The organism is Butyrivibrio sp. LC3010 (assembly GCF_000424385.1).
Classification (GTDB): Bacteria; Bacillota; Clostridia; order Lachnospirales; family Lachnospiraceae; genus Butyrivibrio.
The window spans coordinates 37,454-63,093 of sequence record NZ_AUJU01000025.1 but is presented as its reverse complement, the minus strand read 5'-3'; the positions used below and the strand labels follow the sequence as shown (position 1 = coordinate 63,093).

Sequence of the window (25,640 nt, the reverse complement as noted above, 5' to 3'; positions counted from 1 at the left end):
TATTTAACATAGATAGGTAATGGCAATGGCGCCAAAACAGTAGGGTAACTCTCACTGTTTTGGCGCCTGTTTTATTTTTATGAATAGGAGGCTTTATGTCGGTAAAATATGTTTTCGTTATGGGCGGTGTAGTTTCAGGATTAGGAAAGGGAATTACGGCAGCGTCGCTTGGAAGACTTTTGAAGGCTCGTGGCTACAAAGTGACCATGCAGAAATTTGACCCATATATAAACATGGATCCGGGAACAATGAATCCCATTCAGCATGGTGAGGTTTTTGTAACTGAAGACGGCACGGAAACCGATCTGGATCTTGGACATTACGAGCGATTCATAGATGAAAGTCTTGATAAAAACTCGAATGTTACGACCGGCAAAATATACTGGTCAGTATTACACAAAGAGCGCCGCGGTGATTATGGCGGACATACTGTCCAGGTTATACCCCACATTACCAATGAGATAAAGGATCGTTTCTACAGGAATTATGAGGATGACAGCACTCACATCGCAATCATTGAAGTCGGAGGAACAGTGGGTGATATTGAATCTCAGCCCTTCCTTGAGGCAATCAGACAGTTTCAGCATGATGTAGGACATGAGAATGCAATGATCATTCTGGTTTCTCTTATCCCCTATCTTCGCTGTTCACAGGAAATCAAGACAAAGCCAACTCAGTCAGCAGTAAAGACCTTGCAGGGCATGGGCTTATCTCCGGATGTTATCGTCTGCAGAAGCGAGGTCGAACTTGATAAGGAGACCAAGGAAAAGATTTCTCTTTTCTGCAATGTTCCGAGCAAAAATGTGTTAAACAATCTTGATCTTAAATACCTGTATGAAGCACCGCTTGCAATGGAAAAAGAACAGCTTGCTGAGGTTACTCTTGAATGCCTTAGCCTTGAGTGCCCTTCACCAAAGCTCGACGACTGGCAAAGCATGGTTGACACTTTATATTCTCTAAAAGAATCTGTGACCATAGCACTGGTAGGAAAATACACTCAGCTCCACGATGCTTATCTGAGCGTAGTTGAAGCGCTTAAACATGGCGGTATCGCAGCAAAAAGAGAAGTTAAGATCAAATGGATTGATTCCGAAACCGTAACAAAAGATAATGTTTCAGAAATACTGTCAGACGTGCAGGGAGTGATTGTTCCCGGCGGTTTTGGCGATCGCGGAATTGAAGGCATGATCACCTCCATACAATATGCACGGGAAAATAATATTCCATTCCTTGGAATCTGCCTTGGTATGCAGCTTGCAATAATCGAATTTGCAAGAAATGTTATAGGCTATGAAGATGCTCATTCAATTGAGTTTAATCCCGGTACTACACATCCGCTTATCGCGCTTTTACCGGATCATACAACAGGCGAGGACTTAGGCGGTACTCTTAGGCTTGGCTCATATCCCTGCACCCTTGAGAAAGACACACTTGCCTTCTCACTGTATGGATCAGAAAACATCACAGAGCGTCATCGTCACCGCTATGAAGTGAACAACGATTTCCGTGATGCGTTAAAAGAAAACGGTCTGCGCTTGTGCGGATTATCTCCGGATAACAGAATTGTTGAAATGATCGAATATCCTGTTAATTCCTTTTTCATTGCAACACAGGCTCATCCTGAATTTAAGTCACGTCCCAATAATCCGCATCCTCTCTTTGCAGGCTTCATAAAAGCAGCAAGAGACTACAAATAACTCCACCAATATGGAAATACGCCACTTTAAATGACCAAAATTCGGTGCTGCAAACGACATCAGGCAATTCCTGATGTCGTTAACAATAAAACACCCACTAAGCCAGGAAATACAATTTTTCCTGAAGCTTAGTGGGTATTTTTGAGTTTTCCATTAAATAGATTTGATTTATATTCTTATTTTTTTGAAGAAAGTTCATCCGTATCAAGAATGATCGTGACCGGTCCATCATTGACTGACTCAACTTTCATATCAGCCCCAAATTCTCCTGTCTGAACTTCAAATCCCTGCTGCCTGCACTCAGCTACCACCAGCTCATACAACGGATTGGAAACTTCAGGCCTTGCTGCATCAGTAAATCCCGGGCGTCTGGATTTGCAATCTGCATAAAGGGTAAACTGACTGACAATAAGAAGCTTCGCCCCTGCATCCTTGGGATTGATATTCATCTTTCCATTTTCATCCTCAAATACTCTCAGTCCACATATCCTGTCAGCAATTTTCTTCGCCTCCTGCTCTGTATCACTGACATGAACCCCAAGTAATACCAAAAAACCTTTATCTATATCAGCTACTTTCTTCCCCTCTATTGTTACTGACGCTGACAAAACTCTTGTTACAACTGCTCTCATTTTTATCTCCTTATATTGACTACGAACTGACATGTTGATGATCTGAAAAAATCAGCACATTAATTCACTTATTCCAAAGTTGCATGTTTCAACTTCTATTTATTATAATTGGTTTACTAATTAAATTGGAGAAAAATATGAGTTACAACAAATCCCTTGATTTTTTAGATATGATAAAAAATACCAAGTCCAATATCCCGGACACTAAAACAGATATTCATACAAAAAACGGACATTCTGATACTAAACATGAGGTTCAGAAGAAAACCGGACATTCTGATACCAAGTATGATACCTATAAGAATCCCGAACATTCTGACCCCAAGTATGATACCTATAAGAAATCCGAACACCCTGACACCAAGTATGATACTCAGAAAAAGACTGTGCATCCAGAAACAAAGAAGGCAGTCTCTAATACTGAACATGCAGAGACAGTTATTTCTCTTAAACGCACAATTTCCCGTCATAATCCTGATAATAAAATAGCAGTCATCGACACTGAAACAAATTGGAACAATGAGGTAATGTCAGTCGGAATCGTTCTGGCAGATATGGATACCTACAAATGTGTTGGTGCAAAATATTACATCATCGATCCTGAGTATAAGAAGGGTGGCATGTATTCCGATGTCCTAAGGATAGTAAAAAGTATCCCTCAAACAGTCACTTCAAGGGAGGCTGCCATGAGAGATATCTGTGATTACCTTACATCCAACAATACAAAGCACATCTTTGCATATAATGCCAAATTCGACCATGGACATCTTAAAGAGCTTCATGACTTTAAATGGTTTGATATAATGAGACTTGCTGCCTACCGTCAGTTCAATCATGCTATCCCTGCTGATGCAGAAGTATGTAAAAGCGGCAGATTAAAACGCGGATATTCAGTTGAAAGCATCCTGCAGATGCTAAGCAGTGACTACTGCTATCGTGAAACTCACAATGCCGTAATGGATGCGATGGATGAACTAAAAATCATGGAGTTATTAAGACATGATATTTCTTCTTACGAATGTGCAAAACTATAATACCAGAATCCTGACAAAAGCCGCCTATATAGATTTTAATATTATTTTATCTTTATTTCATAATGCATTAACACATTATATAGTTAATCTCAGATTATAATAGACTTGCAAAGTTTATTCATTTATACACTGATTTTTCTACTTACAGGTATAAAAAGCGCATAAATGGTTAATTTCTTAAGAATTCCGAGATGGTAACTGCTGCATTTTCATGCGACGTTAGTCCCGGATGGCTTCTTGATCCAAATCCGTCATCCTGTGTTTCAGGAAGGCTCAGATAAAATACGTTCTTATCACCTGTTTCTTCAGAATATGTCTTTACCGCATTTTCAAGTAGCGAACTCATCTGCAAAGTGAGCTTCCTGCTGCCTGCAGCAAGCATTCCATAAGCCCATATAAGCTTGGCATCAGGATTTTTCTCCCTGAGTGTAGCAAGAAAATCAACCACAGCACCTTTAAGAAAAGCTTCGTCTTCCTCCGGTATCAATCCCTCTGAAGTTAAAACATGTTTATTTTCAAAATTCATGGCAGCTGCTGAATCATGTCCCTCAACAGAAAAAGCTCCTACATCATTCGTTCCGAGATTAACAATGATTGCATCCGCCTTGAAGCTCTCAAAATTATTGTCATCAAAAGCGCCATATTCTCTAAACTTTCCATCAGGCAACAATGAACAGATCTTGCCATAATGAGCAGGCATATTCTCATTGTGGTTTCCATACCAGGACCAGGAAATTCCCCATCCGCTCTGACTAAATACCTGATAATCGGCATTCAGCCTTTTTGCTGTAATATATGCATAATGATCTACACAGTCAAAACATGAGCTGTTCCAATCCTGCTCCTGCAAAGGTCCCATGCATCCCTCGCCTGAAGTTATGCTGTCCCCTATAAATTCCAGTCGCATCTTAGGCTCATCGACTTTTTCAAATGTACCATCAGATAATATGCTTTCTATCTGCACCAAAGTTTTTGCATCTCCGGGCATCGCAGGTGTATCGCGGAGAATCTTAATATTCCTTACCGGAACTTCTACACCATTTCGATTCTCATTACTTCTCCAGATAGTAATTTCATGTGTTCCCTTCTCCAATGGTCTCTTCTGATATCTGACACCGTTTATTATTACATCTATCCAAGGCTCAAACTGATCATAATCCGCTGTGTATTTAAGCCTTACTTCGCAGGCCCTGGAATTAAACTCTACGCCTGAAGCCGTCCAGAAAAGTGTCAGAGGATTCCTGTTTTTAGTCGTTCTTCCATGCACTTTAATATCATTTATTTCACTGACTCTGTATTCTTTTAACATATAACTACCTTCCTTAGTATATCGTTTTTTTTAATAGCAGGGCCAAATTCCAGCCTGATTAACAGTCATCATTTCACCCATAAATCTTGCTATAGCTAATGCATCTACTATATGCTATATCCCTATCAAGATTACTGATTTTACGCTTTAATGTAAAGGCTGCTAACTGTTTTTTATTTCTTTAATTCAGCAATCCTTGTAATAATTCCGGTACAAAACAGGAAAGATTCCTGTTTTTCTCAAAAATAAAAAGGGTTATTTCACACTATCAAAACACCATGTCATACATGGAAATTATTTAAGAAAATTTCATTTTTAGAAGCAAAAACTCTATTGAAATTCTTTATCAATTTTTTGTAGACTATTATTACACAGATTCCTGAATTTTCTCTAGAATTCGTGAATCTGCAGATATCACATTTCTTTTGAAAATACAGTGTGTTCTAAGGAGGTATTACGCTATGGATTTTGCTTTTTCAGATTCACCAAAGAAGTTGGGTTTTGGTTTGATGAGATTACCTGAAATCTCTACAACTTCAGAATTCGGTAACATAGATATCGAAACCACTAAGGAAATGGTGGATTATTTCATCGATCAGGGCTTTACATATTTTGATACCGCATGGATGTACTGCGGATTTAAAAGCGAGGATGCTGTCGGCGAAGCTCTTACCAGCAGGCATAAGAGAGACACCTTCACCCTTGCGACCAAGCTTCATGGCGGCTTTTTCAATAACGAAGATGAAATGGAAAAGATATTCGAAGCCCAGATAAAAAAGACAAGAACCGATTATTTTGACTATTATCTTCTTCATGATCTCGGTGAAGATCATTATAAAAAATATACAAAACTTGGATGTTTCGAGTGGCTATCAGATAAGAAGAAGGCAGGCTATGTAAAACATATGGGATTTTCTTATCATGACAGGGCCGATCTTCTTGACAGGATTCTCACAGAGCATCCCGAAGTCGAGTTCGTACAGCTTCAGTTAAATTATCTCGACTGGAACAGTGAGGCCATTCAGTCAAAGAAGTGTTACGAAGTCTGTGAAAAGCATGGCAAGCCTGTCGTTGTCATGGAGCCTGTAAAGGGCGGAACACTTGCAAATGTAGTTCCTGAGGTAGAGCAATTATTTAAGAGTTATGCTCCTGACAGATCAGTAGCATCCTGGGCAATCAGATTCGCCGCAAGTCAGCCGGGTGTTAAGATGGTTCTTTCCGGAATGGGCAATATGGATATGATGCGGGATAATACCGGATACATGAAGGACTTTGTGCCACTTAATCCTGAAGAACTTGAGATAATAGACAAGGCAACCGAAATCATCAACTCAAGTATAGCAATACCCTGCACAGCTTGTGCATACTGCGTTGATGGATGCCCTAAAAACATACCGATACCGAAGTATTTCTCACTATATAATCTTGAAAAGCAGGAGTATGCAGGAAAAGGCTTCACTCCCCAGGCTGGATACTATAACAGACTTACAGAGGTTTACGGTAAAGCGAGCGATTGCATAAAATGTGGCAAGTGCGAGAACATATGTCCTCAGCATCTTCCCATTAGGAAAAATCTTGAGCTGGTTGCTCAGCAGTTTGGAAAATAGACAAGACGCTAAAGAGGTTTTGCATAAGAAAGATGTGTTTCATGGATAAAGTATTTAAAGAAATAGGGTATTAGCATATCAGGCTTGAAAAACCTTGCTAAGGACTCTGCAAAATAAGGAACATATATCCTCAATGTAAAGGTTATATGTTCCTTTTAATTTACTATTATTTTTACAGATAGCTAACTGTCTCAGAAAGCTCTTTTCTTCTTGAGTGGTTTTCCAAAGGACCTGCCCCTCCAGCTGCATAGCCAAGATCCATCAACATAAGGATTTCCTCATTTTCAGGAAGTCCAAGCGCCTCAGCCAGCTTATCAGGATCAAATAAATTGATCCAGCAGCTATCAACACCTTCATTATATGCTGCAAGAATCATATGTGTTGCTACGATTGTAGCATCTTCAATTCCGGAATCTCTTTTTCCGCCCGGATAAGTGAAAACATTATTCTTATCAAAAGCTACTGCAACCACAGTTGAAGCACCATATCTGCAAGCTGTTGCACTGTCAATCTTTGCCAGAGCCTCCTCTGACTCAATTACATAAATGCGCTGTTCCTGCAGATTCTTGGCTGTAGGTGCTACCCTTCCCGCTTCCAGAATCTTCTGAAGGCTGTCCTTATCAACTTTTCTACCATCATATTTCTTACAGGAATATCTATCCTTTACTACTTCACTAAACTCCATTTAGATCTCCTTTCAAATTACCGTACAATTACTGACAAGATTCTCATTATATTTTTTAGCCCTGATTCCTCACAAAAGCCAACTGCCACAGACATGACAAGCACAATTCCAAGAGGCGGAAACGAGATGAAGTTAGTTATCATGTTTTCCAAAAGCCAATACATCCCCTCTTTGGTGAAAAAATTTCTGACATAAATTTCCTCCATTGAGGTCGGATTGATAACCTTTACATTGAATACCGAGAAAAGCAATGAAAAAACAGCTGTAATCACAAATAACACCATGAATAAAATAGCCGGTTGTGGCAACTTATCGCAAAACTTCTCAATCTTAAGAAGTATGTTATCTCTTTTGGCTTCCTTTTTTCCATGCAAATTCTCCTCATCAATATTTTTTTATCGATATAAAGAGTATTACTTTTCGGTCACACAACTAAATAACTACATATATTATTATAATAGCTACTACGAGCCTTGGAAAAAAAAATTTGCTATTACATATTTCTGTTATAAATCTTCTCCACATACTTTTTATTTCCGCCAATAAGTATCAGCGCCGCAGCAACTCCCAAAACCTCAAATAAAAGAACTATTTCCCTTTGTCCCATGAACATGCTAAGTGCACCTGCTGAGAGCTCTGCCACCAAGGCTCCGGATGTGCTAAGTACCTGAAAAGCTCCATTGAATCTTCCCTTCTTTTCATCAGGAACATAGCTCTGAGTGGATGATATTCTGATGGTATAGCTGGTAACACCTAGGATTCCAACCATAAAGCTTAGTAGCATCGCTATATAAAATGGCAGATACAGGAAAGCTCCTTCAAATATACCAATCATTACATAGACAAAAAGCGCAATTGAATATTTATATCTTGCAGGTAACCTGTGCCTGTAGTGATATAATCCTCCTACTGCTCTTCCCACAAAGCTCATGCCGAATACTGCGATGAATATATACTCTCCGTAATTATAGTTACTCTTAAAATACGGAAGCCCTATAACATTCATGGCACCTCCTGCCATGGCACTAAAAAGGAAATAGATCGCTATAGCCCTCAGTCCTTTTTCAGAAATAAGATATTTAAAGCCCTCTCTTATATCAGTTAAAACTCTGGCTATTTTCCCCAGATTCTGATCTGTAATTTCGGCTCTTTGTTTTTCTATATATTTCTCTTCAGTCTGTATCTGCATTTCCAATGATGCAGCAATAAAAAAGCTTATGCCGTTTACAATCATAAGCGGAGCAATTCCCACAAGATTGTAGAAAAATGTCGCAAGGGGCACCATAAACTGCGACAAGGTCTCAAGAACACTTGCTATGGAATAGGCCTTTGAATAATTGCCCTTTGTTATAAGAAGTGGATAAAAACTGTCATAGGCCACCATATATATGCTGCTGATGCACCCAAGTAAAAATGTCATAACTGCAAACAATGGAAAGTTAAACAGTCCTCTCCAGATAGCTATAGCTACAATAATGTATATCACTGACATCGCATAGTCCAATGTATATATCATCTTTTTTCTTGAAAATCTGTCCAGTATTGCGCCGGATATAATTGGCATTATCAGCTGCGGAATCGTATACATTGACAGATATATCGCATACAGCATCGTAGATCCGGTATAATCAAGTACCATCAGACTCATGGCAAATCCTGCCATACCATTTCCAAACATAGATACCACACTTCCAAGTGTGATTATTGTAAAATCCCTGGTCCACAAGGGATTTGAATTAGTATTGTTATCTTTTTCCATATCTTCCTCCGGTAATAATATCAAGTTGCTTTGCACAAAAAAAGTCTATTCTTGTGTACACAAAAATAGACTCATACTAATCAATTCCTATATAAAACAGGCAAAGAAAATGCTCGATAATCTAATTTAAGAGTACACAAAAAATACGCCTAAAGCTTCTCTCTAGACAAAATCAAAAGCGTATATCATCTTCATACACGCTTATAACAGCATGTTCCCCTTGCTTGAATAGCTCCAGACACATGCTCTGTTCATAATGTAAGTGTTCTTAAATCAAATTATCAAATGCTCATTGTCTCTCCCTTGTGAATTCGCTGCTTGCTTTATGCTAACATACCGTATCTCACATTACAATATCATAATTTATAAACATGTAGAAAAGGCTCCAGAGAAAACTCTCGGAAGCCTTGACTTTACGTGACATCTCATATTCCACTATATCCATGCAGAAAGTTGCCTTCAATCGCATCATTTGTTGCAGATAATCATTATTATGAAGAATATATCATTGAAAACCATCCAGCTTTTGGTAAAATAAAATCACTTACACACTCTCCCCCAACATTCTTATTATTCTCATATTCAATCACTATAGTTTCCGGCTTAGCAATACTATCCTTTTTACTGCCGAAGGCCACACTAATAATTGCCGTTCCTACTAATAGCATTATTAGCTTATTATCTCTAATGATCTTCTCATAGCACATATTCCTCCGCACAACATATCGCATTTTACATTATATGTATTTATAACCTCTGCAGACAGAATCACATACCACCACGCTCCGCAACATAGATATTTGCCCTACTCTGAATATTCTCTATTGTTTTATCCAATTCCTGCATATCATCGAGATAAGCCTGTGCTTCCTCTAAGACCACGTAGTATAGCTGCCAGTCAACATTTGCAGAACAGAATTAAGTAACTGATCTGATTTATTCTCCATACATGTCTATTCTTGCATTGACGTAATGTTCTCTTTCTTTTTCCCTGTTCTCACTTATCAGGATATCTTCATAGATATTATATCCGTCTATAGTACAGGCGAGCTTCACATCAAAAAGTGTTATGTCTTCATCCATTTTTTTATCAGTAGGAAGAATTATATATCTGTCCAGATCCACTCTTGTATAATACAAAAGCTCTTGGGTTTCCATTTCTCCTTCTTCATTCATCAATTTAAGAACTCCGGCGTAATAATTATGATCAACATAATCTCTTCCGTAAGGCATCAATATATTGGGAGCATATTGCCTTACAAAGTAGACCAGTTCCGGAGTAAACGCAGCTCTTACTGTTCCTTCATCCTCTGTTGGTTTTATCCTGTCACATATATCTATAACATTTTGTGGCAGATGATACATATTTTCCGCCATATATACATGTTCATTTAAATATACACATGAACCCGTGACTGCAATAACCACAGCTGCAACACCAACTGCAATACGCTTTTTTACAGTGTTATTAAGGCTACCAATAAACTTGGTAAATGCGTAAGCAATAGTTACATACATTGGGATGATCCATAAAATTCTGTAATATGTATTGGCATTTTCAATTCTTACCACTTTAACATACAGCTTCTTTGTTACAGGAAAAAGAAATCCTGCAACTACCACAAACGGCATTACTCCAAATATGATTTTCTTTCTTACATCAGATTCTTTTACTATAAGATAAAACGATGATATCAATAAAAGAAGCCAAAAAATTATCCAGAAACTTCCGTTTCCCAGTCCACCATATCTCTGAAGATCGACTAGACATTCCCTAAAAATTCCGTACATATATCATCCTCGTAAAATATTTATCAGCAGGATTATTTCGTAATCCTGCCCTATCGGTCGGAACCATTCCGAATCATGACTTCGTCATGATGGTTCCTCCTCTTTGTGTATTGGCACGATTACTTCGTAATCCTGCCCTATCGGTCGGAACCATTCCGAATCATGACTTCGTCATGATGGTTCCTCCTCACATAAGCTTATATAGCACAACATAAATAATATTTGGAATAAGACAGCAAAATGCTCCTAAAAGAACTGTCACTCGCTTTGATGAATACAGTAGAACAAGTGTTAGCAACATAACAAGTCCAGCCCCGAACACAACTCCCATTTCTGAACACATTCCTGAAAACATGTTCACCATTGCCAACAGTCCCCAGAAAGAAGCTCGTAGCGAAAGATTTCCTTCTCCGCCCGTTTCCTTAAACATCCATAAAAAAATCAACAGGATAGTTGGAAAGGCAATACTTGTAAGCATGGACTTTCCCTGCCAGGTTCTCATCAGAAAGAATGTCGCCGGAGTATAGATCGATATATTTCCAAAGATCATAAGCATATTGACAATGATCATGAAAATCGGTCTCAACGCGATATTATCCGCAAACAGCACTTTAGCTATCTCGTGATAAATAAAATATGCCAACGGAATGATCAGAATCGGCCAAGCAGTATACGCAACGATTGTAGAATGTACAGTTGCAGCTTTTGCAATAAACGCTATCCACATTGGAATAGCCGCAAGCGCATGCCTCCCATCAAGCATAATGCTTCCGCCTTTATTAGGATCTACAGTATACATTGCTCCCATTTTTTGTGCGATTACAGACTGAGTGACATAATACGAATTGTCTCCGTCAAATATTCTGGTTACAATCGCCATTACCATTTGGAACACTACAAGTGCAAAGAATATTCCATAAAAGATCTTGGTATCTATACTAAGTCCCTTTATATCAGGCTTTTTAAACATAGTCTTATCAAATCTGAAAATACCTGCTACAGAAAAAAGCAGTACCACAAAAAGACTCCATTTGAAACAAGTTTCAAAAGCATGAGGCTTACTCGCAATTGTCATAATACATAAGATGGATATTATCTGAATAATCCCTGAGTAGACAAAAAATCCAAGTAAGAAAGTAATCCCCGGAGTTCTAAGTTCTTTTTTCAAAATAAATTTGAACAGTTGTCCTATGCACATAGGTACTGTGAACATAAAAATTACAAGTCTGAGTATAGACCATATTGTCATTAACATTATTACATTCCTTTAGTTGTATTTTTTGAAAAAGCACATGCAGACAAAACGCACATGACAGATTGAAATCCCACAATAACGTTTCTTCTTTTCATACCTTCCCTAATGCAACTCCCCACGAAATAATTATATCAGCCTGCTGAAAATCATCAAATTTTTTAAAATTTTCCTTTTATTCTCTACGGTATACTCTTTATACTCATACTCAGATCGAATTATTGGTCCTGCATGCACACAATGATGCGGCAATCCTAAATACTACATCTGCGCTTCAAGTTTAGCTAGATCATCAGTGATATCAACTACTTGGTCATGCATTACCATTGATATTATATAAAACGGAGAATGGGGACCGTATTCACCAAAATCTCTAGATTCGTCTACAAATATACTTAATTCCTTCATACCCCTCCCTTTATTGCATGAGAAAAGCGGGTGTCTTACCCGCCAATAGGTGGACCCGGGTCTTTCGACCAGCCCAGAAAGCTTTCGCTCTCTTCTTAAGAGAAGATTACCATCATCATTATTGAAAAACAAGCACAAGAATAATAGATTTATACTATTTTCATGTCTCCATTTTGGCACCGCCCCTCTTTATAAAAGAGCATAAATACTGAATATAATCAGAGTCAAGACTCGGAAACGAAATCGTTTCCTCGTTGGCAGATATCCGCCAAATGAAAGTATTCCAAAATCCATTTGTTCGAGCTCGACATATGAATTTTGAAATACTTTCGCTTGACTCTGAATTTATCCATATTTTTAGAGCCAAAGGTCATTTTCGGCTAGATTGTATACAAAAAAACAGCTTTCAGAGATACTCTGGAAGCTGCATAAATCCACTAAGCGCAACCTCGATTCCGCTTACGCTCCATCTCGGTCACGGCATTCGCTGAATGCCTAAAAAGCCAATAAAAAACAGCCCGATTCGTGCAAGCACGACGGGCTGTTTATATTGGCTTTTATGCGCTTAGCTCAAAGCTAGCGTGAAGATTACTCAACGATTGTAGCAACACGGCCTGAACCAACTGTTCTACCACCTTCACGGATAGCGAACTTAAGACCCTGCTCCATAGCGATGGGGTGGATAAGCTCGATACTCATTGTTACGTGGTCACCAGGCATGCACATTTCTGTACCTTCAGGAAGGTTGCAAACACCTGTAACGTCAGTTGTTCTGAAGTAGAACTGAGGTCTGTAGTTGTTGAAGAAAGGAGTATGACGTCCACCTTCATCCTTTGTAAGAACGTAAACCTCAGCAGTGAACTTCTTGTGGCAAGTTACTGTGCCGGGCTTTGTGATACACTGACCTCTCTGGATACCATCACGGTCAACACCACGAAGAAGAAGACCAACGTTGTCACCAGCTTCGCAGTAATCCATTGTCTTACGGAACATCTCGATACCAGTACATACAGACTTAGCTGTCTCTTCCTTGATACCAACGATTTCGATTTCGTCGTTAAGGTTGAGGTGACCTCTCTCTACACGACCTGTAGCAACTGTTCCACGACCTGTGATTGTGAATACGTCCTCAACAGGCATAAGGAAAGGCTTATCTGTCTCACGAGTAGGTTCAGGGATGTATGAATCAACTGTATCCATAAGTTCCATAACCTTATCGCCCCACTCAGACTTAGGATCCTCAAGAGCCTTAAGAGCTGAACCACGGATGATCGGAATATCATCTCCAGGGAACTCATACTCTGTAAGAAGGTCTCTGATCTCCATCTCAACGAGGTCAAGAAGTTCAGGATCATCAACCATATCACACTTATTCATGAATACGATGATGTAAGGAACACCAACCTGACGAGCAAGAAGAACGTGCTCTCTTGTCTGAGCCATAACACCATCAGTAGCAGCAACAACAAGGATAGAACCATCCATCTGAGCTGCACCAGTGATCATGTTCTTTACATAGTCAGCGTGGCCAGGGCAGTCAACGTGTGCATAGTGTCTGTTAGCTGTCTCATACTCGATGTGAGCAGAGTTAATTGTTATTCCACGCTCTTTCTCTTCGGGTGCTTTATCGATCTGATCGAAAGCAACAGCAGGGCTGAATCCTCTGTCAGCAAGAACAGTTGTAATAGCTGCTGTAAGAGTTGTCTTACCATGGTCAACGTGTCCGATTGTACCAATGTTTACGTGCGGTTTGCTTCTGTCAAACTTAGCTTTAGCCATTTTAAAATATCCTCCTTAAATAAAAATGTTACATTAACATTCTTTTCTCATAATAACCGACTATATCGATTATATTAAAATTTAAGCTTTAAATCAAGCCTAAAATAGTATAAATAGGGGCTTTGAGACTCATTTTTCAATGAAAAACCCTAGGCCCCATTTATTTTAATTATTTATGCGTTCTTGTTAGAAAGAACTTTTTCCTGAATGTTCTTCGGAACAGGAGCATACTTTTCAAAGAACATTGAGTAGTTACCACGACCCTGAGTTCTTGAACGAAGGTCTGTAGCATATCCGAACATCTCAGCAAGCGGAACATGTGCTCTAACAATCTTTCCACCGCCAAGGTCATCCATACCTTCAACCTGTCCACGACGTGAGTTAACGTCACCGATAACATCACCCATGTACTCTTCAGGCATTGTAACCTCAACCTTCATTATGGGCTCAAGGAGAACCATTCCTCCCTTTGCCATAGCATCCTTAAATGCCATAGATCCGGCAATATGGAATGCCATTTCTGAAGAATCGACTTCATGATAAGATCCGTCATAAACTGTAGCGTGTACGCCTACAACAGGGAATCCACCAAGAGAGCCTGCCTTCATAGCTTCTTCGATACCTTCGCTGATAGGCTGGATATATTCCTTAGGAATAGAACCACCAACAACTTCGCTATCAAACTGATAGAGATTCTCTCCGTTAGCATCCATAGGTTCGAAACGAACTTTACAGTGACCATACTGACCACGTCCACCGGACTGCTTAGCATACTTACTTTCGATATCGCATGCATTTGTAAGAGCTTCTCTATATGCAACCTGAGGTGCACCTACGTTAGCTTCTACTTTATACTCTCTAAGAAGTCTGTCAACGATGATATCAAGGTGAAGCTCACCCATACCAGCGATGATAGTCTGACCTGTCTCAGGATTTGTGTGTGCTCTGAATGTAGGATCCTCTTCTGCAAGCTTCTGAAGAGCTTCATCAAGCTTCTGCTGACCAGCCTTAGTCTTAGGCTCGATAGCAAGCTCGATAACGGGATCTGGGAACTCCATAGACTCAAGGATTACGGGGTTCTTCTCATCACAGAGTGTATCACCTGTAGTTGTGTTCTTAAGACCAACAGCTGCAGCGATATCACCTGAATAAACCTTATCAAGGTCAGAACGCTTATTAGCGTGCATCTGAAGGATACGTCCAAGACGTTCCTTTGTATCCTTAGTACTGTTAAGTACATAAGAACCTGAATTTGCAGTACCACGATATACACGGAAGAATGCAAGCTTTCCTACGAAAGGATCGCTGACAATCTTGAATGCAAGTGCTGCAAACGGGCCATCATCAGTTGAAGGAACTTCAATCTCATTGCCATCCATATCTGTTCCCTTACAAGCAGGGATATCAATAGGTGAAGGCATGAATTCGATAATAGCATCGATGAGCTTCTGGATACCTCTGTTTCTGTGAGCAGAACCACAGCAAACAGGGAATGCCTTGCACTCGCAAGTAGCCTTACGAAGTGCAGCCTTAAGCTCTTCCTTTGTAGGCTCTTCGCCTTCAAGGTACTTCATCATAAGATCTTCATCGAGATCGCAGATCTTCTCTACGAGCTCACTACGATAAAGCTCTGCATCATCCTTAAGATCAGCAGGGATCTCTCCGATTGTTACATCTTCGCCCTTATCATCATTATAGATGTAAGCCTGCATCTCAAAAAGATCAATAACACCCTGGAACTGATCCTCAGCTCCGATCGGGATCTCAATCATAATTGCATTTTTCTTAAGTCTATTTCTGATCTGCTCAACAGCTCCGAAATAGTTTGCTCCGATGATATCCATCTTGTTGATGAATGCCATACGAGGAACATTAAATCCATCAGCCTGACGCCAAACGTTCTCAGACTGAGGCTCAACGCCTTCTTTAGCACTGAATACGCCTACTGCGCCATCAAGTACACGAAGTGAACGCTCAACCTCAACGGTAAAGTCAACGTGGCCGGGAGTATCGATAATGTTGATACGATGTTCCTGTGCACCAGGCTTAACCTTTCCGTTTTCCTGAAGTGTCCAATGGCATGTTGTAGCTGCAGATGTGATAGTGATACCTCTTTCCTGCTCCTGTTCCATCCAGTCCATGGTAGCAGTACCTTCGTAAGTCTCACCAATCTTATAGTTAACACCGGTATAGTAAAGAATACGCTCTGTAAGAGTTGTCTTACCGGCATCAATATGAGCCATAATACCAATGTTTCTGGTTCTCTCCAATGGGTATTGTCTTTCAGCCAAAGGTTTATCCTCCTAATAATAATAAACGCTTTCTACACCAGATCTTAAAAAAATTAGAATCTGTAGTGTGAGAATGCCTTGTTTGCTTCTGCCATCTTGTGCATATCTTCTTTTCTCTTTACAGATGCACCAGTGTTGTTAAATGCATCAAGAATCTCAGATGCAAGTCTGTCAACCATGGTCTTCTCGCCTCTGTTACGAGAAAATGTTACAAGCCAGCGAAGTGCAAGAGCCTGACGTCTATCCGGACGAACCTCAATAGGTACCTGATATGTAGCACCACCGATACGTCTAGCCTTTACCTCAAGAGCGGGCATGATGTTATTCATAGCACCCTCGAATACTTCAAGAGCAGGCTTTCCAGCCTTCTCCTCTACCTGTGCGAATGCACCATATACGATCTTCTGTGCAACACCCTTCTTACCATCAAGCATAACTGTGTTGATAAGCTTTGTTACAACCTTGTTATCGTATAAAGGATCCGCTAATACGTCACGTTTTACAATATGTCCTTTACGCGGCACGGTTCTTCCCTCCTTTAGAATCGCAGATGAGTGTCAGTCTTCATCTGTTTACTATAGATCATAGGTACTCACTAATTTTAGTGTACGTGCGGTATTTATACTCTATATATGTGAATAGAAGAAACACCAACACTATTAAAAAAATTAGATCTTGTTATGATAGTTACTTAAATTACTTTGCAGCCTTAGGTCTCTTTGCGCCGTACTTGGAGCGAGCCTGCTTACGGTCTGCAACACCTGCTGTATCAAGAGTTCCACGGATAATGTGATATCTTGTACCAGGCAGATCCTTTACTCTTCCGCCACGGATGAGAACAACGCTGTGCTCCTGAAGGTTGTGGCCTTCACCAGGAATATAGCTTGTTACCTCGATACCGTTAGAAAGACGTACTCTGGCGATCTTTCTAAGAGCTGAGTTAGGCTTCTTAGGTGTAGCTGTCTTAACAGCAGTACATACGCCTCTCTTCTGCGGTGAAGCAGTGTCAATAGCCTTCTTGTGAAGGGAATTGAATCCTTTCTGAAGCGCAGGAGCTGTTGACTTCTTCTCAGAAGTCTGACGACCTTTACGAACTAACTGGTTAAATGTTGGCATTCCTTTTACCTCCTATTTTAGTAGTAAAACAATATATGATAAACAGACAGCTCTCTGACATAGAAACTATCTGAGAATCAACACATACTTCAAGCGAAAGGGGCATAGTTCCCCTCTCGCTTGTCGCACATTTTCATAGTATAAATATATAAATTTGCCTTGTCAAGCACAATCAAAGTAAAATTGTACTATTTTATGAACTTTTCATAATTAGGCTTTCAAAATTATAAAATCTTCAGAGCTTTTTAAAAAGTCTTATTCCTCATCATCTGCAACAACTACTTCATCAGCTTCTGTGTCGAAATCACCGATAAAATCGTCATCATCAAGATTCTTCTTAAGGATCAGCTTATCAAGATCCTTAAAGTTTGCATCAGTATTAAGCGCTGTGTTGCGATAACGCTTCATACCTGTACCAGCAGGAATCAGCTTACCGATAATAACATTTTCCTTAAGACCGATCAATGGATCTACCTTACCCTTAATAGCAGCATCGGTAAGAACCTTAGTTGTCTCCTGGAAGGAAGCAGCTGAAAGGAATGAATTAGTAGCAAGTGCAGCCTTGGTAATACCAAGAATTACCTGCTTACCTTCAGCGGGCTTCTTACCCTCTCCGATAAGTCTCTCATTATCATCTTCGAAATCAAGTACGTCAACAAGTGTTCCGGGAAGGAAGTTTGTATCTCCGCTTTCCTCAATACGTACCTTCTTAAGCATCTGACGAACAATAACTTCGATATGCTTATCGCAGATATCAACACCCTGCAAACGGTAAACTCTCTGTACCTCACGAAGCAGATAATCCTGAACTGCACGAATACCCTTAATCTTAAGAAGATCATGAGGATTTACGCTACCTTCAGTAAGTTCATCACCGGCTTCAACCTGCTGGTTGTCAAGAACTTTGATACGTGAACCGTAAGGAATAAGATATGCCTTTGATTCACCTGTCTCATCATTAGTGATGATGACTTCACGCTTCTTCTTTGTATCCTTAATGGTTGCTGTACCATCAAGTTCTGAAATAATAGCAAGTCCCTTCGGCTTTCTTGCTTCGAAAAGCTCCTCAACACGGGGAAGACCCTGTGTGATATCGCCACCGGCAACACCACCGGTATGGAAGGTTCTCATTGTAAGCTGTGTACCAGGCTCACCGATTGACTGGGCAGCGATAATACCAACTGTCTCACCGACCTGTACAGGCTCACCTGTTGCCATGTTAGCACCGTAGCACTTTGCACAGATACCAATATGTGAACGGCATGTAAGGATTGTTCTGATCTTTACAGCTGTTACAGCTTCACCCTTACTGTTGACACCTTCACTAAGAATTCTCTTAGCACGGCTGGGTGTTATGATGTGATTCTTCTTAACAATAACGTTTCCGTCCTTGTCCTTGATATCCTCACATGTATATCTTCCTGTGATACGATCCTCTAAAGGCTCGATCATTGCCTTACCATCTTTGAATTCCTTGACAGTAATTCCAGGAATAACAGCCTTTCCTTCGCTACAGTCAAGCTCACGGATAATAAGTTCCTGTGATACGTCAACCATTCGACGAGTCAGGTATCCGGAATCGGCTGTACGAAGAGCAGTATCTGACAGACCCTTACGAGCACCATGCGCTGACATGAAGTATTCCAGTACGTCCAGACCTTCACGGAAGTTTGACTTGATAGGAAGTTCGATTGTACGACCTGTTGTATCAGCCATAAGTCCACGCATACCTGCCAGCTGTTTAATCTGCTGGTCACTACCACGGGCACCGGAATCAGCCATCATGTGAATATTGTTGTACTTATCAAGTCCTTTAAGAAGTACATCAGTAAGCTTCTTATCGGTATCCATCCAAGTCTCAACTACAAGACGATAACGCTCTTCGTCAGTCATAAGACCACGACGATAGTTTGTAGCGATCTCATCAACTACTGCCTGTGCTTCATCAAGCATCTGCTGCTTCTGCGGAGGCACTGTCATATCTGCGATAGATACTGTCATGGCAGCTCTTGTTGAATAGTGATAACCTGTTGCCTTGATCTTATCAAGTACCTCAGCGGTAGCAAATGTACCGTGAGTATTAATCATATTTGTAACGATCTTCTTCAGCTGTTTCTTACCAACCATGAAGTCGATCTCAAGATTGAACTTGTTCTCCGGAACAGAACGATCTACAAATCCAAGATCCTGAGGAATAAACTCATTAAACAGGAATCTTCCTAATGTAGATTCAACTATTCCTGAAATGTCTTCTCCATTCTCATCCTTACGTGAAACACGAATTTTGATCTTGGACTGAAGAGTAATGAAGTCATTCTCGTATGCAAGAATTGCTTCATCAATGCTCTTGAAGAACTTACCCTCACCCTTAGCACCTTCACGTTCCTGAGTAAGATAATAAATACCAAGTACCATATCCTGCGTAGGAACGTTTACAGGGCCACCATCAGAAGGCTTAAGAAGGTTATTAGGAGCCAGCATAAGGAAACGGCTCTCTGCCTGAGCTTCAACTGACAATGGAAGATGTACAGCCATCTGGTCTCCGTCGAAGTCCGCATTGAAAGGTGTACATACAAGCGGATGAAGCTTAATAGCCTTACCTTCTACAAGAATTGGCTCAAATGCCTGAATACCAAGCCTGTGAAGTGTGGGAGCTCGGTTAAGCATTACAGGGTGCTCTTTGATAACGTCCTCAAGAACGTCCCAAACCTGCTCATCAAGTCTTTCAACAAGCTTCTTAGCATTTTTTATGTTCTGTGAGATTCCTCTGGAAACAAGTTCTTTCATTACGAAAGGCTTGAACAGCTCGATAGCCATTTCCTTAGGAAGTCCACACTGATAAATCTTAAGCTCAGGACCAACGACGATAACTGAACGTCCTGAATAGTCAACACGCTTACCAAGAAGGTTCTGACGGAAACGACCGCCCTTACCTTTAAGCATGTCTGAAAGTGACTTAAGAGCACGGTTGCCGGGACCTGTTACAGGTCTTCCACGTCTACCGTTATCGATCAAAGCATCAACTGCTTCCTGGAGCATACGCTTCTCATTTCTAACGATGATATCCGGTGCCCCAAGGTCAAGAAGTCTCTTAAGACGGTTATTACGGTTAATAATACGACGATACAGATCGTTAAGATCTGATGTAGCAAAACGACCACCATCAAGCTGAACCATAGGACGCAGATCCGGAGGAATAACCGGTATGCAATCCATGATCATCCATGAAGGATCATTTCCTGACTCACGGAAAGACTCAACAACCTCAAGTCTCTTAATAATACGCTGTTTTTTCTGTCCACTGGAAGTATCAAGACCTTCCTTAAGTTCCTGATATTCTTTCTCAAGATCAATGCTCATAAGAAGTTCTTTAACAGCTTCTGCACCTATTCCGGCACGGAATCTGCCAGCCCACTCTTCACGAGCATCCTGATACTCTTTCTCAGAGAGTACCTGCTTATATTCGAGATTTGTTTCACCCGGATCAAGCACTATATATGAAGCGAAATACAGAACCTTCTCAAGCACTCTGGGAGAAAGGTCAAGGATAAGACCCATACGGCTGGGTATACCCTTGAAATACCAGATATGTGATACAGGTGCTGCAAGTTCGATGTGACCCATACGCTCACGACGAACACTGCTCTTTGTTACCTCAACACCACAACGGTCACAGATAACACCTCTGTAACGAATCTTCTTATACTTACCGCAGTGACATTCCCAATCCTTGGTAGGTCCAAAAATCTTTTCACAGAACAGACCATCTCTCTCGGGTTTAAGTGTACGATAGTTAATTGTCTCAGGCTTTAAAACTTCTCCGTGTGACCACTCTCTGATTTTCTCAGGAGAAGCAAGTCCGATCTTTATTGCATCAAAAGTCATCGGCTGATATGTCGGTGCTGATGAAGTTCTTCCACTTGAAGCTTCGTTAATTGCTTTATTCATTGTAGAATCAGACATTCGTAACCTCTTTTCTGTTGTTTACATGGTTGCAGTTACTTAATTACCGCATATTAAAAGTTGTCATCAAGACCATCAGCAGCATCAAATTCTTCTTCCTCGAGCGCTGCTTCATCATCCTCAGTCACAAGCTCACCATCTTCATCAAAAGCCTGTGTCTGATATCCGTTTTCAGCAAGATTCTCACGATCGTAATCGCGGTTAACCTCGCCCTCAATCTCATAGCGGTAGTCAGAATCACTGTAATCTACTGACTCCATGATCTCAACCTCTGTGTTATCCTCGCGAAGTACTCTTACATCAAGGCCAAGTGACTGAAGTTCCTTCAAAAGAACCTTGAATGACTCCGGAACACCGGGTTCAGGTATATTATCGCCCTTGATAATAGCTTCATAAGTCTTAACACGTCCAACAACATCATCAGACTTAACAGTAAGGATCTCCTGAAGTGTATAAGCTGCGCCATATGCCTCAAGAGCCCAAACTTCCATTTCTCCGAAACGCTGTCCACCAAACTGAGCCTTACCACCAAGAGGCTGCTGTGTAACCAGTGAGTAAGGACCGGTTGAACGGGCATGGATCTTATCATCTACCAGATGGTGGAGCTTAAGGTAATGCATGTGTCCAATTGTTGTCGGTGAATCGAAAGGAATACCTGTACGACCATCACGCAGCTGAACTTTACCATCTGTATGAATCGGTACACCCTTCCAAAGCTCTCTGTGATCTCTGTTATCATACAAATACTTCATGATATCAGGATCCACAAGATCCTTATATTTCTCCTCAAACTCTTCCCATGTACTATTTACATAATCGTTAGCCATAGTAAGAGTAGCCTGAATATCTTTCTCGTTAGCACCATCAAAAATAGGTGTTGCAATATTAAATCCAAGAGCCTTAGCAGCAAGTGAAAGGTGAATCTCAAGGACCTGTCCGATATTCATACGAGAAGGCACGCCCAGAGGATTAAGTACGATATCAAGCGGACGACCGTTAGGCAGGTATGGCATATCCTCTATAGGGAGTACGCGGGAAACGACACCCTTGTTACCATGACGACCAGCCATCTTATCGCCGACTGAGATCTTTCTCTTCTGTGCTATATATATACGAACTGCCTGGTTTACACCCGGGCTAAGCTCATCACCATTTTCTCTTGTGAATACCTTGGCATCAACTACGATACCGTACTCACCATGAGGAACCTTAAGTGATGTATCACGAACTTCACGTGCCTTTTCACCGAAAATTGCACGAAGAAGTCTTTCTTCAGCAGTAAGCTCTGTTTCTCCCTTAGGAGTAACCTTACCAACAAGGATATCACCTGCACGAACCTCAGCACCAATACGGATAATTCCGCGATCATCAAGATCCTTAAGTGCTTCATCGCCGACACCGGGTACATCCCTTGTTATTTCTTCAGGCCCGAGCTTTGTCTCACGTGCTTCAGCTTCATATTCCTCAATATGAATAGAAGTAAATACATCATCACGAACCAATCTCTCACTAAGAAGTACAGCGTCCTCGTAGTTATAACCTTCCCACGTCATGAATCCGATAAGAGGGTTCTTACCAAGACCAAGCTCACCCATGTAAGTTGAAGGACCATCTGCGATTACATCGCCTGCCTTTACATGATCGCCCTTGAACACGATAGGTCTCTGGTTATAGCAGTTACTCTGGTTACTTCTCTGGAACTTAATGAGGTGATATTCTTCCTTCTCACCATCATCATATGTCATCTGAATAAGTTTACTATCAACAAAGTCAATGACACCATCTTTCTTTGCTACTACGCAGACACCTGAGTCAACAGCTGCCTTACGTTCCATACCTGTTCCAACAGCAGGAGCTTCTGTTGTAAGAAGCGGCACTGCCTGACGCTGCATGTTTGATCCCATAAGTGCACGGTTAGCATCGTCGTTCTCAAGGAAAGGAATAAGTGCTGTAGCAACTGAGAATACCATTCTCGGTGATACGTCCATGTACTCAAACATGGTCTTCGGATATTCAGAAGTCTCTTCTCTGTAACGACCTGAAGCATTGTTCTTCTTGAAATAACCATTCTCATCAAGAGGTGTATTAGCCTGAGCTACATGGTAATTATCTTCTTCATCCGCTGTAAGATACTCAACCTCATCTGTTACACGAGGATTCTGAGGATCTGTACGGTCTACCTTACGATAAGGAGCCTCTACGAAACCATACTGGTTAACTCTTGCATAGCTTGCAAGTGAGTTGATAAGTCCGATGTTAGGACCTTCAGGAGTCTCGATAGGGCACATACGTCCATAGTGTGTATAGTGTACGTCTCGAACCTCGAATCCGGCTCTGTCACGAGACAAACCACCGGGACCAAGTGCTGAAAGACGACGCTTATGTGTAAGCTCACCAAGAGGGTTATTCTGATCCATAAACTGTGACAGCTGTGAAGATCCAAAGAATTCCTTAACAGCAGCCTGCACAGGTTTAATGTTTATAAGACTCTGAGCTGAAATCTCATCAGCATCATGAGTTGTCATACGCTCACGTACTACACGCTCAAGTCTTGAAAGTCCGATTCTGTACTGGTTCTGTAAAAGTTCACCCACGCAACGGATACGACGGTTTCCGAGGTGATCGATATCATCGTCATTACCAACGCCATACTCAAGGTGCATATTGTAGTTAATAGATGCTAAAATATCTTCCTTTGTAACATGCTTAGGAATAAGCTCGTTGATGTTCTTTTTAATAACATCAGCAAGACTTTCAGGATCCTTATCAGCATACTCTGTAAGAATATCTCTGAGTACAGGATAGTAAACATCCTCATTGATTCCGAGTTCTTCAGGGTTGCAATCAATAAAGCTTGTGATATCAACCATCATATTAGAAAGAACTTTAATATTTCTCTCTTCACCCTGAATCATTACATAAGGAATACCTGCATTCTGAATATCTGTAGCAAGCTGGCGGTTAATCTTAGTTCCGGCAGCTGCGATCATCTCACCTGTATTCTCATCAATTACATCCTCAGCAAGAATCTGGCGGTTAATTCTGTTCTTAAAATGAAGCTTCTTATTAAACTTATAACGTCCTACTTTAGCAAGATCATATCTTCTTGCGTCGAAGAACATAGCATTAATAAGGCTCTCTGCGCTCTCTACGCTAAGAGGCTCGCCGGGACGAATCTTTTTATATAATTCAAGAAGACCACTCTGATAATCTGTTGAGGGGTCCTTAGAAAAGCTGGCCTGAATCTTAGGTTCATCACCAAACAGGTCAACAATTTCTTCATTAGAGCCGATTCCAAGTGCACGAATAAGTACAGTAACCGGAACCTTTCTGGTTCTGTCTACTCTTACATAGAAAACATCATAGGAATCTGTCTCATACTCGAGCCATGCACCACGATTAGGTATAACAGTACATGCGATCAGCTTCTTACCAACCTTATCTCGGGTTATATCATAATAGATACCAGGGGAACGTACCAACTGGCTGACGATAACACGCTCTGCTCCGTTGATTACAAATGTACCGGTTGCTGTCATAAGCGGAAGATCGCCCATGAAAATCTCGTGTTCAGCAATCTCTCCACTCTCTTTGTTGTTAAGGCGAACCATAACCTTAAGCGGTGCTGCAAATGTAGCATCTCGCTCTTTACATTTCTCGATTGTATTCTTGTTCTTATCGATTTCATCAGGACATAACTTGAAATCAACAAATTCAAGACTCAGCTTGCCGCTGTAATCCTCAATAGGAGAGATATCGTCAAAGACCTCTTTAAGACCTTCGTCAAGGAACCATTGATAAGAGTTCTTCTGAACTTCGATCAGGTTCGGCATCTCCAGGACTTCCTTCTGGCGCTGGAAACTCATACGTACATTCTTACCAGTACCAATAGGATGCAATCTGTTTTTTTCCATTGACATTCACCCCGTTCTTATTTTTTATTTAGTAGTCAGGCATGCGTATTCTAAAAAAGCGCGCAAAATGCCTACCACTCCACAATAGTGCATCATCCATTCTACAATAAACTTTTTTTTACGTCAAGCAGAATTTTTCAAAAAGTCAAGTATTGATTTTTAATATTTTTTTAATAATTTCGCAAAGTCGAGAACACTCAGAATGCTTCGCATTCCTCATTTGACGCTTCGCGTCAAATATGTAAGTAAGCTCCACTAAGCTCGGAAGAACCTCGCTAAGTGGACTTACATGGCTCGCACTAGACTCGACAATACCTCGTCAAGTGCTCTGCTCAAATAAAAAAGAAAGCTACTTCGCAAGTAAACTTGCAAGTATTCACCTTTATCTCTTTGCCTGCTTCAA

General features: G+C 40.7%; 18 protein-coding genes. 3 read left to right on the top strand and 15 right to left on the bottom strand.

Going from position 1 to position 25,640, the window contains the following annotated elements; genetic code table 11:
• The first annotated feature begins 95 nt into the window (after positions 1–95).
• Complete coding sequence (locus G622_RS0115385) at positions 96–1,697, top strand: CTP synthase (protein ID WP_026511443.1); 1,602 nt, start codon at positions 96–98, stop codon at positions 1,695–1,697.
• Between the two features lie 176 nt (positions 1,698–1,873).
• On the opposite strand, the gene dtd is transcribed toward G622_RS0115385, so the two are convergent.
• Positions 1,874–2,329, bottom strand: a complete 456-nt coding sequence (dtd, locus tag G622_RS0115380; protein WP_026511442.1) for a D-aminoacyl-tRNA deacylase — start codon at positions 2,327–2,329, stop codon at positions 1,874–1,876.
• Positions 2,330–2,466: 137 nt separating this feature from the next.
• Between dtd and G622_RS26605 the strand changes: the two genes are divergently transcribed.
• Positions 2,467–3,363, top strand: a complete 897-nt coding sequence (locus G622_RS26605; RefSeq protein WP_242833013.1) for a hypothetical protein — start codon at positions 2,467–2,469, stop codon at positions 3,361–3,363.
• 169 nt (positions 3,364–3,532) lie between these two features.
• Here G622_RS26605 and G622_RS0115370 read toward each other — a convergent pair whose 3' ends face one another.
• Positions 3,533–4,672, bottom strand: coding sequence for an SGNH/GDSL hydrolase family protein (locus G622_RS0115370; protein WP_026511440.1), 1,140 nt, complete (start codon positions 4,670–4,672; stop codon positions 3,533–3,535).
• Between the two features lie 461 nt (positions 4,673–5,133).
• Here G622_RS0115370 and G622_RS0115365 point away from each other — a divergent pair, with 461 nt between their 5' ends.
• Positions 5,134–6,279 carry an aldo/keto reductase gene (locus tag G622_RS0115365; RefSeq protein ID WP_026511439.1) on the top strand — a complete coding sequence of 382 codons (1,146 nt, stop codon included), beginning with the start codon at positions 5,134–5,136 and terminating at the stop codon, positions 6,277–6,279.
• Between the two features lie 172 nt (positions 6,280–6,451).
• On the opposite strand, the gene G622_RS0115360 is transcribed toward G622_RS0115365, so the two are convergent.
• The 13 genes from G622_RS0115360 to rpoB all read right to left on the bottom strand — a co-directional run bounded on the left by G622_RS0115360 (position 6,452) and on the right by rpoB (position 25,237).
• A complete protein-coding gene (locus G622_RS0115360; RefSeq protein ID WP_026511438.1) occupies positions 6,452–6,964 on the bottom strand; it encodes a nitroreductase family protein in 513 nt (170 codons plus the stop codon).
• A gap of 17 nt (positions 6,965–6,981) precedes the next feature.
• On the bottom strand, positions 6,982–7,338 hold the full coding sequence (locus G622_RS0115355; protein ID WP_026511437.1) for an AbgT family transporter: 357 nt from the start codon (positions 7,336–7,338) through the stop codon (positions 6,982–6,984).
• Positions 7,339–7,457: 119 nt separating this feature from the next.
• Positions 7,458–8,723 carry an MFS transporter gene (locus G622_RS0115350; protein ID WP_026511436.1) on the bottom strand — a complete coding sequence of 422 codons (1,266 nt, stop codon included), beginning with the start codon at positions 8,721–8,723 and terminating at the stop codon, positions 7,458–7,460.
• A gap of 491 nt (positions 8,724–9,214) precedes the next feature.
• Entirely contained in the window at positions 9,215–9,430 is a 216-nt protein-coding gene (locus G622_RS0115340) for a hypothetical protein (protein WP_026511435.1), read from the bottom strand.
• Between the two features lie 229 nt (positions 9,431–9,659).
• Entirely contained in the window at positions 9,660–10,514 is an 855-nt protein-coding gene (locus tag G622_RS0115330) for a hypothetical protein (protein WP_026511434.1), read from the bottom strand.
• Between the two features lie 187 nt (positions 10,515–10,701).
• Entirely contained in the window at positions 10,702–11,769 is a 1,068-nt protein-coding gene (locus G622_RS0115325; RefSeq protein WP_026511433.1) for a DUF6077 domain-containing protein, read from the bottom strand.
• Positions 11,770–12,027: 258 nt separating this feature from the next.
• On the bottom strand, positions 12,028–12,174 hold the full coding sequence (locus tag G622_RS25885; protein WP_155831519.1) for a hypothetical protein: 147 nt from the start codon (positions 12,172–12,174) through the stop codon (positions 12,028–12,030).
• A 588-nt stretch (positions 12,175–12,762) separates the two neighbouring features.
• Complete coding sequence (tuf, locus tag G622_RS0115315) at positions 12,763–13,953, bottom strand: elongation factor Tu (protein WP_026511431.1); 1,191 nt, start codon at positions 13,951–13,953, stop codon at positions 12,763–12,765.
• A 173-nt stretch (positions 13,954–14,126) separates the two neighbouring features.
• The gene (gene fusA, locus G622_RS0115310) at positions 14,127–16,244 is read right to left on the bottom strand and encodes an elongation factor G (protein WP_026511430.1); all 2,118 of its coding nucleotides are present in this window, start codon (positions 16,242–16,244) and stop codon (positions 14,127–14,129) included.
• Between the two features lie 53 nt (positions 16,245–16,297).
• Entirely contained in the window at positions 16,298–16,768 is a 471-nt protein-coding gene (gene rpsG, locus G622_RS0115305; protein ID WP_022760818.1) for a 30S ribosomal protein S7, read from the bottom strand.
• Positions 16,769–16,940: 172 nt separating this feature from the next.
• Positions 16,941–17,360: a 30S ribosomal protein S12 gene (gene rpsL / locus G622_RS0115300; protein WP_026493590.1), complete on the bottom strand. Its 420-nt coding sequence runs from the start codon at positions 17,358–17,360 to the stop codon at positions 16,941–16,943.
• Positions 17,361–17,615: 255 nt separating this feature from the next.
• Complete coding sequence (rpoC, locus tag G622_RS0115290; protein ID WP_044914712.1) at positions 17,616–21,308, bottom strand: DNA-directed RNA polymerase subunit beta'; 3,693 nt, start codon at positions 21,306–21,308, stop codon at positions 17,616–17,618.
• Between the two features lie 68 nt (positions 21,309–21,376).
• A complete protein-coding gene (rpoB, locus tag G622_RS0115285; protein WP_026511428.1) occupies positions 21,377–25,237 on the bottom strand; it encodes a DNA-directed RNA polymerase subunit beta in 3,861 nt (1,286 codons plus the stop codon).
• Between the last annotated feature and the right edge of the window lie 403 nt (positions 25,238–25,640).